This is a genomic window from Lactococcus sp. S-13, from assembly GCF_004210295.1.
Lineage (GTDB): Bacteria > Bacillota > Bacilli > Lactobacillales > Streptococcaceae > Lactococcus.
The window spans coordinates 1426163-1439815 of the sequence record NZ_SDAK01000001.1; the positions used below are offsets into that span (position 1 = coordinate 1426163).

The 13653-nt window shown below is 39.4% G+C and carries 12 protein-coding genes; 2 read left to right on the plus strand and 10 right to left on the minus strand.

What is annotated here, in order from left to right; translation table 11 throughout:
• Both EQJ87_RS07025 and EQJ87_RS07030 read left to right on the plus strand, forming a co-directional pair.
• The gene (locus EQJ87_RS07025) at positions 1–711 is read left to right on the plus strand and encodes a gamma-glutamyl-gamma-aminobutyrate hydrolase family protein (protein ID WP_130123953.1); all 711 of its coding nucleotides are present in this window, start codon (positions 1–3) and stop codon (positions 709–711) included.
• Between the two features lie 128 nt (positions 712–839).
• A complete protein-coding gene (locus tag EQJ87_RS07030) occupies positions 840–1688 on the plus strand; it encodes a transporter substrate-binding domain-containing protein (protein WP_130123954.1) in 849 nt (282 codons plus the stop codon).
• A gap of 124 nt (positions 1689–1812) precedes the next feature.
• Here the strand turns inward: EQJ87_RS07030 and gltX are convergent, their stop codons facing one another.
• From gltX to EQJ87_RS07080, 10 genes are all read right to left on the minus strand, one after another.
• Entirely contained in the window at positions 1813–3261 is a 1449-nt protein-coding gene (gene gltX, locus EQJ87_RS07035; RefSeq protein WP_130123955.1) for a glutamate--tRNA ligase, read from the minus strand.
• 128 nt (positions 3262–3389) lie between these two features.
• Complete coding sequence (locus tag EQJ87_RS07040) at positions 3390–3884, minus strand: cysteine hydrolase family protein (RefSeq protein ID WP_130123956.1); 495 nt, start codon at positions 3882–3884, stop codon at positions 3390–3392.
• Positions 3881–4432: a cysteine hydrolase family protein gene (locus EQJ87_RS07045; protein ID WP_130123957.1), complete on the minus strand. Its 552-nt coding sequence runs from the start codon at positions 4430–4432 to the stop codon at positions 3881–3883. The genes EQJ87_RS07040 and EQJ87_RS07045 overlap by 4 nt, the downstream gene beginning before the upstream one ends.
• Positions 4433–4544: 112 nt before the next feature.
• Positions 4545–5471, minus strand: coding sequence for a glycosyltransferase family 2 protein (locus EQJ87_RS07050; protein ID WP_130123958.1), 927 nt, complete (start codon positions 5469–5471; stop codon positions 4545–4547).
• On the minus strand, positions 5468–7591 hold the full coding sequence (locus tag EQJ87_RS07055; protein WP_130123959.1) for a DUF6056 family protein: 2124 nt from the start codon (positions 7589–7591) through the stop codon (positions 5468–5470). Before EQJ87_RS07055 ends, EQJ87_RS07050 begins: the two co-directional genes overlap by 4 nt.
• Positions 7588–8874 (minus strand): glycosyltransferase family 2 protein, encoded by a 1287-nt coding sequence (locus EQJ87_RS07060; protein WP_130123960.1) that lies wholly within the window; start codon positions 8872–8874, stop codon positions 7588–7590. Before EQJ87_RS07060 ends, EQJ87_RS07055 begins: the two co-directional genes overlap by 4 nt.
• 2 nt (positions 8875–8876) lie before the next feature.
• On the minus strand, positions 8877–9422 hold the full coding sequence (locus EQJ87_RS07065) for a hypothetical protein (protein ID WP_130123961.1): 546 nt from the start codon (positions 9420–9422) through the stop codon (positions 8877–8879).
• Between the two features lie 66 nt (positions 9423–9488).
• The gene (locus tag EQJ87_RS07070) at positions 9489–10631 is read right to left on the minus strand and encodes a hypothetical protein (protein WP_130123962.1); all 1143 of its coding nucleotides are present in this window, start codon (positions 10629–10631) and stop codon (positions 9489–9491) included.
• A gap of 12 nt (positions 10632–10643) precedes the next feature.
• Complete coding sequence (locus tag EQJ87_RS07075) at positions 10644–11282, minus strand: hypothetical protein (protein ID WP_130123963.1); 639 nt, start codon at positions 11280–11282, stop codon at positions 10644–10646.
• 1 nt (position 11283) lies between these two features.
• Positions 11284–13590: a lectin-like domain-containing protein gene (locus EQJ87_RS07080; protein WP_130123964.1), complete on the minus strand. Its 2307-nt coding sequence runs from the start codon at positions 13588–13590 to the stop codon at positions 11284–11286.
• Positions 13591–13653 lie beyond the last annotated feature (63 nt).

The window sequence follows — 13653 nt, forward strand, 5'->3', positions numbered from 1 at the left end:
ATGGCGATTATTGGAATTTTAGGAACACCTTATAATACCGTGGAAAAAACACCCTTTTGGTGGAATAAGGTCAGCTACACCCGTCAATCAATCATTGATGCTTTTCAAAATTTGGGGCATACGGTGGTAATTTTACCTGTAGATAAGCCTGAAAATGCCCAAAAATATCTGGCACTCGTTGATAAAATTGTGCTGACGGGCGGTGCAGATGTGAGTCCCCGCTTTTATGGCGAAGAACCTCATTCTCTCTTGGAAACAACGGATCCAAAACGCGATGCTTTTGAATTTGCAGCGATTGAAGCTGCACTTGCCGCCGAGAAACCAATTTTTGGAATTTGCCGAGGCTTGCAGGTCTTGAACGTCTATTTTGGTGGCAGTCTCTATCAAGATTTGAGTCAAACTTCTAGCACAATCAAGCATCGCCAAAGTCCAACTCCTCAAGAAATTCCGACTCATCAAGTGACGGTTGCCAAAGACAGCAGTCTAAATTTTTTGCCTGAGCATTACCTCGTCAACTCTTTTCATCATCAGGTGGTCAAAGAGTTGGGTGAGGGCTTGACCGCAATCGCTCATGGAACAGACGGCTTGGTAGAAGCAATTGAAAATAAAGAAAAAGGGATTTTAGCAGTGCAATGGCACCCTGAATGTACTTGGCCAACCGAAGCTTTTGATCAAAAAATCTTTCAACTTTTTGCCGATGGTAGTCTATAAAAAAACTTTCAAACTGTCATAAATCATTTTTATGGCGGTTTTTTTAAGATTGTGTTAATATTATGAATATGTTAATATCGTAATCTGCAAATGAATTGGTTTGCAGAATTTAACAGGGAGAAAACACAATGAAAAAATTTAAAATTATAAGTCTCGCAACCTTGGGCCTTGCTTCAGTGGCTCTTCTGGCAGCCTGCTCTTCTCAAAAAAATTTGCAATCAAAAACAGCCTCACAAAAAGTGACCACCGTAACAGTGGCGACTTCTGGTTCTTCTGTTCCTTATGAATACAGCGTCGACGGTAAAATGACTGGCTTTGAATATGACATTTTGAAAGCCGCTGACAAAGACATGAAGGACTACAAATTTAAGTTCAAAGTTTATGATGACAATGCGATTTTGACTGCTTTGGATGGCGGTCGGGCGCAAATTGCAGCCAATAACTTCGGGAAGACAAAAGCGCGCGAAGAAAAATATCTCTTTTCTTATCCTGTCCGTCAAGGGATTGACGCGATCTTCTCAACTTCTAAAGAAAACATTACTAAGATTTCACAATTGGCTGGAAAAACCACTGAAATTCCAACAGGAACCAATTATGGCGATATGTTTGACACTTGGAACAGCAAACACCCTGATAAAAAAATCAATGTGAAATACAGCCAACGCGCCTTGACCGACCGCCTCTCAGCAATTTCTAGCGGACAGATTGATTTCTTATTTGCCTCAAAAGCGGCGGCTGAAAATCTTGTCAAAGAACACGCCATTACTGGTCTTGTGGACACCATCCCGACAGATTTGAACAAACAGCCCGACTTTAAAACATATGATTATTTTGTTTTGGACAATAGCCAAAGTCAATTACAAAAAGATTTGAATGTGGAATTGAAAAAACTCTATGAAAATGGCACTTTGAAAAAGTTGTCAGAGAAATATTTCAAAGACAGCCACATTCCAGCCGCTGATCAATTTAAATCATAATAAAAACTCGTCACTGACGAGTTTTTTTGTGCAAATTTACAGAGATTTTACTGACGTAAATCAATTTTGGTAGAGAAAATGCTGACGGATTTGAAAAAAATCATTTTCGTCAGCATTTTTAATATTATTTAATCGCAGCATCCAAGTGTGCCAACACTTTTTCTTTACCAAGTAAAGCAATTGTTTCTGGCAATTCTGGGCCGTGCATTGAGCCTGAAGCAGCAATACGGATCGGCATCCAAAGCATTTTTCCTTTGACACCAGTTTCTTTTTGCGTTGCTTTGAACAGTGGGAAAATGTTTTCTGGCGTAAATTCAGCTTCTGAAAGTTCTGCCAGTTTCGCACGGAAACTTGCAAGGGCGACAGGTGTTGATTCCGCAGCCAACATTTCACGCGCTTCATCTGTCAATTCTGGGAAATCACCGTAGAACAATTCTGTCAATTCGACAATTTCGTCAGCAGATTTCATTTGCGGTTGATAAAGTTTGACCAATTCTTCAGCACGTTCGTCAAAACGTCCAGCATTCATCAGGAAAGGTTTCACCAATTCAAACACGTCAGCAAAATCAGCGTTCTTGATGTACTCATTGTCCATCCAGTCCAATTTCTTTTGGTCAAAAGCCGCAGGAGATTTAGACAAGCGTTTTTCATCAAAAAGTTCAATCAATTCTTCACGAGAAAAGATTTCTTTTTCGCCACCAGGGTTCCAACCCAAAAGGGCGATAAAGTTGAAAATCGCATCAGACATATAGCCTTTTTTACGATAATCCTCGATAAATTGCAACGTATTTGTATCACGTTTTGACAATTTTTTACCAGTTTCAGAATTGATAATCAGAGTCATATGACCAAATTCTGGTGCTTTCCAACCCAACGCATCGTAAACCACCAATTGTTTAGGTGTATTTGCAATATGGTCATCCCCACGGATCACGTGTGAGATTTGCATATCATGGTCATCAACAACTACGGCAAAGTTATAAGTTGGGTAGCCATCGCGTTTTTGGATAACCCAATCACCACCGATGTTGCCTCCCTCAAACTCAATATCACCTTTCACGATATCGTTCCAAGTGTAAATCGCTTTTTCATCCACTTTAATACGAACAACAGGCGTGATATTTTGGGCTTTACGCTCAGCGATATAAGCCGCTTTTTCATCATCACTCATCCCTGTATATTCATTGATATAGTGCGGTGGAATTCCGGCTGCTTCTTGCTTCGCATGGTCTGCTTCCAACTCTTCAGGCGTTTTATATGAATAATAAGCCTTCCCTTCGGCTAGCAATTGATCAATATATTTTTGATACAAAGGCAAACGCTCTGATTGACGGTAATTTTCATGTGTTTCAGGACTTTCATCCCAGTCAATTCCCAACCAACGCAAATTTTCTAATTGTGAACGTTCGCCATCTTCAACATGACGTTCACGGTCAGTATCTTCAATACGGATGATAAACTCACCCCCATGATGACGGGCAAAAAGGTAATTAAACAGGGCAGTACGGGCATTCCCGATATGTAAAAGCCCAGTTGGTGACGGTGCGTAACGGACGCGGATTTTTTCGTTCATTTTAATCCAATTCTCCTCAATGATTTGATTAACTTTGCTTCGCAGCAAATCTATTGTTTTTCAGGCCATTCATCTGCCTTACAATCCTCTCTATTTTACCACAAAATCAGCCAGTCTGCCCAAAAAAGCTAATTCAAAAATTCAAGAAAGCGTTGCTGCCAAAGATGATTTTCATAAAAATCAATCGTTTGCTCAGCGCTCAGAAAATCATTATCAAAAGTCGACGTGGCCCCGTGGCACATGACATTTTCATAAGCCAGCCCATGAGCAAAAACCACCGTCGTGTTGACACAAAACTCCGTTTGCGCCCCACAATACTCGATAGATTTCACCGACAGCTCCGCCAGCAGATTTTGTAACTCAGTTTTATAAAATCCGTTAGCATGAGTCTTATTCACAAAATAATCACCCGTTTGCACAGCTAGCTCTGGCACTAATTCCCAGTCGCTTGTTCCTTTTTCGAGTCCAATTTCATTGTGCTGGATAAAACAAATTGGCTTCTCAGCCGCACGATAAGCAGCAATTCGTTGATTGATTTGCGAAAGCCATTCACTGCGTCTAAAAATTCCTTCGCAAACCCCTTTTTGCACATCAATGACTAACAAAATATCAGCCGTTTTCATCCAATTCCACCTTCCAAAAATTTAGCAGCTGTCACGACTTGCGCAAAATTTTGCAGGCTGGATAGAAAGGCCAGCTGGACATTTTCCGCCGCAACCCTTCTCCCAGCAAAAGTTAAATCCTTAGTCGCCGTTGCATCACCCACCAAAATTGGTTGAAAACCAAGCTCTCTTGCTGCGCGAGTCGTCGAATCCACACACATCTGCGTCATCATACCACAAATCACCAGTTGGTCAACTTCCAATTCTTGCAATTTTTCCAGCAGCTCCGTTTCCAAAAAACTGTTAGGAAAATGTTTTTCAATGACCAGCGAATGTTCATCAGCTTTCAGGCCCGCGTGTAACTCCGCTCCAGTCGTCCCCACCTCAAAAAAATCCGCCTGTGCCCAGTGCTTAATGTGCTGAATGTAAATAATCGGCTGCCCCTCAGCCAAAAATTTCTCCTCCAGCATATTGACCTGCACTAGTGCGAAGTCTGGTTGATAAAGCTCATTTTTCCCTCCAGCAAAATAATCATTTTGCACATCAATAACCAAAAGCGCCTGTTTCATATCCTTTTCTCCTTACAAATTTTATGTTAATTCTGTCAGTAAACCTTTACGCTCATTATAACAGTAAGCAAAATTACTGACAAGTCCGTCAGTAAAAAATAGCGCCTCGGCACTATTTTTTCTCTCTTACAATATAAATCGGGCGGCGCTTCGTTTCAAGAAAAATCTTACTAATATATTTTCCAATAATCCCCAACATCATCAAAGTAAAACCAAAACAAAAGATGACAATCACAGTCAGCGAAGTCCAACCACTAACCGAATGATGAAAGAACAGCTGACGAATAATCAAAAAAGCGATGGCACAAAGCGACAGAAAAGTCGAAATAATCCCACTCCAAGTCGCAATAATCAAAGGCACCTCCGAAAAATTGATAAAACCATCAATCGAGTAGCGCAGCAAGCTCCAAAAATTCCATGAAGTTTTTCCCGCCACACGCTCATGATTCTCATAAGCCACATATTCCGTATGATAACCCACCCAAGTCAATAACCCCTTGGAAAACCGATTGTACTCCGATAGTTCCAAAATACTATCCGCCATTTGCCTCGTCATCAGCCGAAAATCACGCACTCCATCAATCACCGGTGTTGAACTGATAAGATTCATAATCCGATAAAATAAACGTGAAAACAAACTCCGCAAGAAAGGTTCCCCAGAACGGTCAGACCGCCTTGCCGCCACACAATCGACTTCCTCAGCTTGAATTTTAGCATACATTTCTAATAAAAGTTCAGGCGGATCTTGCAAGTCGGCATCCATGAGCGTCACATAATCACCAGTTGACGCTTGTAAACCAGCATATAAAGCTGCCTCTTTCCCAAAATTTCGAGAAAACGCCAGATAATGTACCTCTTCAGAATGCTCCGCTTCTAACGTACGCAAAACCTTCAGAGTTCCATCCGTAGAACCGTCATCTACAAATAAGTATTCAAATTCCAAGGGCAAATTTTTGCGGACTTTCTCCACTTCTTCAAAAAATAAAAGCAATCCTTCTTCTTCATTATAACAAGGTATGACGAGTGATAATTTTTTCATCCTACGCTTTTCTCCTCCTTCGATTTTCTTAATACAAGTACAGTTCTGTCTAGGGCCAAAAAGACACCAAAAACAAACAGAATCAAATAAAATGGCCAAAATTCTGGTAATCTTTGCCAGAAGGGCTTTTGAACCACCTGAATAACCAGAGCTTCAGAAGATTGAGTAGCGGGAATCTTCTGCGACAATGCTTTAGCTCGCGCAGCCTTATAACCATAAGGCAAATGAGCTGGAATCTTTTCCCCCGTGAAGCCCTCAACCAACTCACTCGACAGGGCCTTCTCTCCCAGATTATACTGAATCGTAAACGTTTGGCGATTAGGATAAACCCGAATTGATAAAGTCTGTTCCTTAGCAGAAGTGAATTTATAGCGTCTAGGGGTGGACGCTCCCAGGTGATAACCCGTCACCCTTAACCAACTAATATCAAAATTCGTTCCTGGATAAGACAAAATCTGTTGTTTCCCAACATTTTCTCCCTGCGGATTATAAAAATAAATTATTAACTCCCGCATCGCTGGATTGGTATTCACTTGATTATCAACCACTGATTTCACCTTTGGAGTAGTCGTACGCTTCTTTGTCTCCGCCGATACTCTTGTCGCACCAGACTCCAAAGCATACCACCAATTCGCTATTTTTTGCATGGTAGGATTGAGATAAGTATTATACACTCCTTCAACAGCCACCACGAACAAGTCCGGAGTGACCGGATTGGCCAAAATCTCTCCCTTGTAACCCAAAGTCACCTTTTTTACACCGTATTTGCGCTCATACCAAATGTTCATAAAGTTGGTTTTAGAATACCACCCTACATAACCCCCAGCAAAGGGACTATCGTCAGCCAAATAACCCAAATCTGGTATTGCCAGCTCTTTATTTTTCTCCTTGTCCTTTTGTGCCTGCAGTCCCAATTGCGTCCCCGTATATACGAGATTAGACTGCTTTTGCACCGTACTGAGATAAGTTTCATACTTGGGAAAAGCGATAAAAATCAAGCCAAAAGCAACAAAACCAAGGAAAAGATGATAAACCAACTGCCGATGACGAATTTCCAAAACAGCCTGAACCAGATTCACAAAGGCCACCATAAAAAAGATATAGTCAGAAAACATTGTAGTTCCCTTAATGACTGGAGAAATAACTAAAGCACCAATCCCAGCAAAACCACCAATCATAAACACTACCCCAATAAACAAATGCCTATGAATTTTAAAAGGCAACATCTCATCAGTCTGTACTTTCCGATAAACAACCAAAAAAGCCACCAATAAAATATCAATCAAAATAATCAATCCCAAGAAATGGAGCGTATTTTGACTGATTTCACCCAACGAAACCTTCCCTGTCCCGTAAGCACCAGCCGATTCTCCACCAATCATATCTCTAAAAATAGCAATGAAAGCAGCAACACTAGCCGTAATCAAACCCACCCATTTCCAATCCGCCTCAAAGTTTTTATTGTCAAAAAATGACAACAAGAAGGCGACAATAATGACCTGAGGGCCAGCTAATTCATTAGAAGTTCCAGCCAGAATTCCCATAATTACCACAAAAAAGAAACGAAAGGCTGGATATTTTGGCTTTGAATTATAAATATAAGGAAGCAAAAATAAGAGATAGATTGGCACAATCCATAAGTAATTAGGCGCACCAGAATGCCACAACACAGCCATGCCGAACCCTGGGATCAATAGCCACATCATCAAGTAAGTTAACGCCAAAAGGTGAGGACGAATCAAAACCTTTCGTCCCAAAGCCGTCAGATTGATCATTAAGCCTGTTAGTAAATAAAACACACTTGTGATTATCGAAAAAGTCGTTTGTTTCAACATCGGTGCAATCATTTCTCCCACAATCGCTGGAAAACGTGCATTCCACCATAAGAAGTGAAAAACTACTGATTTTATAAACTGAGAAAGCGTCGTAATACGTGGCATCGAAGCGGGACTTCCTCCATGATAAACATAGCCATAACGCAAATCATCACCGCTGTAAATCGGAACATACTTACTCAAATTATGCACAAAATAATAAGTCACCACACAAATAAGCCCTGTCACAAACAAAGCTAACAGCTTTCTTATAAGGTGTTTAGGAAATTTTATTGAATGTTTCATTTTTCGTCCTTATTTATCTTTACCCGCTTAGGCGACTTCCAGTTCCCTTTAGATTCATAAGTCGTCGTACTCTTAATCGCCGAAAAGAAGGTATTTACAACAGTGATAACGTTAATTTGCCAGAAAAAGAGAAGATATAAAGGCGCAAATAAGAGATACTTCAATTTTGCTCCATCATTATCAAGTATAAGAGCCAAAATCAACTGACTCAGTCCAAAAACAACCATAAACGAAAGAAAAATAACAAAACTTTCAAAAGTATAACTTGCCGAGCTATACTCCCCAATAATCATAAATAACACAACATTCACTGTCATTGTGATTGTCGTGAAAAAATAGTACAAACACCATAAAATACTACTCATTTGATCAAAGAGCATCACTACTTTTTCAATCCGTTTAATCGGATGACGCATAATACGCCAAAAATTATCAATCAAAGACTCTGTTCCACCCATTGCCCAGCGCAAACGTTGATGGTAAAAATCAATCCCATTATCAGGAATATTCATATAAAACATGATTTCCGGAGCAAAATAAACCCGCCAACCGTTATACTGCATATCCCAAGCAATCGAAATATCCTCCGTTGCACGATCTTGCCTAAAACCACCCACATCCAATGCTGCTGCTTTGCGATACATTGTATTTGCACCATTGAATGCATAAACAGAGCCAAGAGTCCCTTGCTGAGCGCGTTTTATCAAGCCCATGATTGATGAAAATTCTACTGTGGTTGATTTTTCAAGCAGACCATTGCGATTTTGAGTATCCATATTTGCCGTGACAGCACCCGTATTTTGATAACGGCTGTCCAAAAAATAGTTCATATACTTCCATAGCGCATCGGGCTCTGGTGTAGTATCTGCATCATTTGAAAGAACGAACTCCCCTTTGGCAAAAGCCATTGCAACATTAAAGGCATGGGCTTTCCCGTGATTTTCTACAATCTGAATCAAGCGTAAATTAGGAATATACAGTTTTAAACGTTGTACGATAGAGACGGTCAAATCTGTTGAAGCGTCATCTATCACCAAAATTTCATAATTATGATAATTCATCTCATGAGCCAGATAGTTGATCGTATCTTCAATGACCACTTCTTCATTGTGAGCTGGAACCATAATTGTGATGAACGGCTCTTTTTCTACTGACATTCTATGAAATTTTTTTAAATTGCCCTTATAAACAAAATTATATAAATAACCGCCAATCGTGTATGAAATTGCTGCCAACAAAGGATAAAGTAGCAAAATCATAGACAAAATTGTCATTATTCTCATTTTTACTCTGCCCTTTCTGGCTCATTTTCATTTTCTTTATAATGGCTTCTTATATAATTCTTAGGAAAATTTTGCTCAGGTGAAACAACATAATAACCAGCACTTTCTCGCGAAGTTTTGTCCCCAAACCGTTCACTGTAAAGCTCTTCCATTAAAGCCAAACGTATCTTATTTTTTTCTTCATCATAAAATTTTTTCTCGGCTAATTTTTGTATTTCCATGAGATTATTTCGGCGCACAAGGAAAAAACTCGCTGTACCCAAAACCAAAATTCCCACGACAACTACAATGCTGATGTAGGTCAAGAAAATATGTCCTTGTTTACCGCTCCAATGATAAATAAAAGTAAATAAAGGTTTTTCCAAAATAGAGTTAATCATAATCAGTAAAGGAAACAGCAAAACGAGCCAGCCAATAATAGCAACTAGAGCTTGTGCCAACTTGTAAACTTTACTTCCATTTTCATAAAACTTATCTTGGACAAAACGCTGTGCAGCTTTATTCCCCGATGTGTTTCGTAATTTACTCCAAAGGTTTAATTTATTCATCTTTTTCTCATTATTACCAATAATAGCAGAGAAGCTCAGAATAAATCTGAACTCCTCTTTTATCATTTAGTTATCCAATACAATTGGGACATTATGACTTCCGCTACCATCTGGATAATCATAATAGAAAGTTCCCGTTGTCCAATTTACAGCAACCAGAATCCGACTGTTCTTCCACGTCGAGTTTCCGTAATTATCGTTCTCATACAAATTTGCACCGCCTGGCATCTTTTCGACATCTAAATCAAAAGCATCTCCACCCGTGTAAGTCATAAAATTGTTAGTATTTTGATTCTGAACAAGCTTATAAATTGTATTGAGAACCAAACTTGAATCTACCGAAGCACCGTTGATTTTCGCACGTGTTGTCGTAACATGAAAATCTAGTGCTCCTGGTTCGGTTGCATTTGTTTCTTTTTTGGTCTCAATATCCAAGTTAATTTCATAAGGGACATTTCCCAGCCCAGCAAAATTTGTTTTCCCACTCAAAGTTATATCATGCCCTGACATCGTAATATTGATTTGATCCTGCGCTTGATTAAGGTTTGATAAGCCAATCCAGTTTGTTGCCCCTCGAACAAAATCAGAAGTACTCATTTTGAAATCAGCCATTGCTCCAACTCCTTGGTTACCATCTCCCACATAGTCAAAACCTGGAAGAGTCATAAACAGAGAGCTGGCATTATAAATATTCATCGGCAAAGAATCATTCACCAAAATTGTGCAATAAGGAATCGTTGCGCCTTCGGCAGACTCAAGAAAACCCGAATACTTGATTCCATTGACGATTATTGGACTCTTGACATACTGGGTCAAGGCAACTCCATTGATTGTTAAATCTAATGCTTGAATCACACTTTTGATATTTGAGGTCGTGATGTTTCCATCGGAGGTTGAAAGTCCACTGTTGTAGCTTGCATTGAAGTTTAGTGAGTTACCAGCTGAATCTGTTGCTGATGCACTGGAGGTCAATTTTTGCCCTGTCATTCTTGCTTGAGTAGCACTCAAACTTGAATCTGCGATATTGTAAGGATAATTAGCCGCACCGATTTGAACAGAGAGTGCACCTCCATTTCCCACACCGCTGTAAGTTGGAATATCTGAATCTGTACCTGCCTTTGCTCCTTTTATCATACTAAAGGATAGACTGACCAGTGCCAGAATAGCTATAAGTGATAGAACTCCTATCTTTACTTTTTTAGCATTCATTTTTGTTACTCCTTAATTTTCCTCAATCCCCACTAAGAAATTTTCGTGTTCAGCTTCTTTGAACCGTTCAAGTAGTGATTGTCTATTTTCTTGATAAGCCAAGGTATTTTCTTTTTTAAATAATTCTACAGCCTCATCAAGCGTATCAACCCTTTTCTCATTGACATAGTTCATCAAAACACTGACTGTTGGAACGTCAATAAACTCTTCAGGAATATTTAAAGGTTCAATCTCTTGTTTAATGATAGGTTGCACACTTTTAATAATTTCTTCTCTTTTCTGTGCATAGGCAGGCATCAATTTTTTTTGGTGTTCTGTTTTACCATTTGGAAGATAGTCTCTATAAAACAAATATTTAAAGAAGAAATCCAATAGTACTCCAATAGTCCATGTGATAAAACCTGCACCAAACATCCGGATACCAACCACACTTGCAGATTCGTGAAGAACATTTTTAGAAAACATCCCACTTCCATTTAAAGTATAGACAGTAAGTATCACGATAGGAAGAACAAGCGCTGTGAATAAAGCTTGTCTATTGACCAGCTTGTTCACTTGATACTCAAATTCTCTTTTGAGGTCATTGATTTTGAAGAGGTTGCGCTCGAGTCTTTCCAAGGCGTCCATAAGACGAATAAAATAATTGTTCATTTTATTTATCCTCCTCATCCTTTTTCTTGCGTCTTTTTCCTCCGATAATGAAGGCAAATAAACCAGCTGGCAAGAATTTTTGAATCAGTGTCCAAAGAACTCCTGAAATTACCATTCCACCAATTGCTCCCCCAGCGCCTGCACTCTCAACTTTAAGCACTTTCATCAACTTTTGATGCTCTGTCATTTCTGGCTTTGAATTGAGATGAGCGGAGTTTTTGACCTTTTGAACTTTGGTTTGTTTTTCAACTTTTACTGCTGAGCTTGGCTCTGAACTTTTTGGTGTTGTTCTTTTTTGTGTGCTATTTGCTTTTGAACTCTTGGTAGACTGACTTGTCTTTTTTACGGATTTTTGTGGGCCTGCTCCTACTGTTTGCGTGCTTGATGAAGCTGGTGTTTGCTGTGCAGGTTGAGCTTCTGACGATGGTATTTCTACTTTTTTATCAATGGATTGAGTAATTTTTTGTGGTAAATTTTGTTTATTCCACTGAATCGTTAATGTTTTGGTGACTGTAATATCCCCGTTTTCAGCAGTAGAGTGGGCACTCTTTTCTGATTGAGAAACTTTATCATAACCTTTCGTATTCAAAAGCTCTTTCCCATTCTCATCAATGTTTCGAATCACATTAACAGTTTTTGTCACTACTTTATGCCAAATCAAATAATTTGTTGTAAGGTTTGTGATATCTCCGTTTAGGGCAACACTTGAAGTTACCATGGGAGTTCTTATTTGTTCTGAGTGAACATAACCTTCAGTATCTGTCAATTCATTGCCGTTCTCATCAAGATTTACTATCTTGCTAGCGTTGATTGTGACGGGTTTATGCCAAATAACTGTCGTCGTGGTATCTCCAGTGGTCGCATCTGGCGTACTTGTTGTACTGCTCATTAATTTTAAACCACTGGTGTCAGTCAGGGGGGTGCCTGTGTCATCTTGGTTGACTATCGTGTTGACGGGTTTATGCCAAATATTCGTAGTGATGTTATTGGTCACAGAAACATTATCCACGATTTCTGAGCTTGAGTTTTGTGTTGTTGAAATCAGTTTGTAACCGTCAGTTGAGCTTAAGGTGTTGCCGTGGTCGTCCTTATTGACTGTTGTATATTTTTGAGTTTGATAATAAATATTGATTACATTATTAGAGCTATTATTAGCGACTTCAAGTGGCGTAGCACTTACATAATCATATCCACTAATCTTTGGCGCTCCATAATTTTCGTCATAATTAGAAGTTGTAGTTATTTGACTTGAAGAATTTAAAATATTTACAGTATCCCCAACATTTGCCACAATGGTAGATGGTTCAGCTAGTTTATCTCCAGTATTTTTGTCCAAATAATTAACAGTAACTTCAGCCGTTCCTTTTGATGCGGTAAAGGTACTTCCATTATTGCTGTAGGTTAGAACACCTGTATTGCCACCCGTTGCTCCAATAACCCCTAGTGACAGTGAGGACGCAACAGTCATTGTTTTTTCAAGGCTGACAGAGGGGCTACCATCTGCTGGAATTAATGTATATTTCAAAATTCCTGTAACACCTGAAGAATCTGTTGCTGTCGGTGTCCACTCAAAGCCCATCGTCTCATTGATATTCCCATCTACACCTTTGTCTGGTGCCGAAGCAACAGGGTACGAGCCTGTCTTACCATCGGAATATTCCAGATTGCCTGTGCTGTCGGTCGAACGAATGACTACGGCATTTGATGCACCAGAAAACCACGCATTTGTTGGGTTTTCATCGAAAATGTCGCCACTCCCTCCTGTGTTATAATATAAATCACGCCCTAAAAAAGTTGAATTAGCTAGACCACCCAGACCAAGTCTTGACCCTGTTTGACCAGTTTGAATACTACTCACGTCAAGTGGTGTCAAAATGAAACCGAGAGAATCCCCAACTTCTAAGCTTGTCCCTTGAATCTGAAAATTACCCGAAAAACTGACGGGCTTTGTCATATCTAGCGTTCCTTTAAACAGAGCAAAGCCTGCAGAAGATAGACTATTATTAACCAAAGTTGTCGAAAAAAGCTGATTAGGAGAAGTTGGGGAAGCTGTACCCGCTGTTGTCCAAGAGTCGCCGTTTGAAATATCTGCAGAATTGTAATCATGCGTTGCACTATCAATTTTTTCACCTGTTTGCAAAGTTGGAAGTTCTGAGCCTATTTGGCTGGCGGCAAAGACAATATTTTTTCCATCATAAATGGGAACTAGACTAATCCCTCCAAGAATACTCGTGCTGACTAAAAAACCGACAAAAATTTTCGCCCGTCGTCTGTTTTTATTTTCTTTTTTTGTCAAACTCGGATTCATTAAATCTCTCCATGCTTAGTATTTACATTTGTTAAATTGTCTATTTGTTTTAGTATAACTATT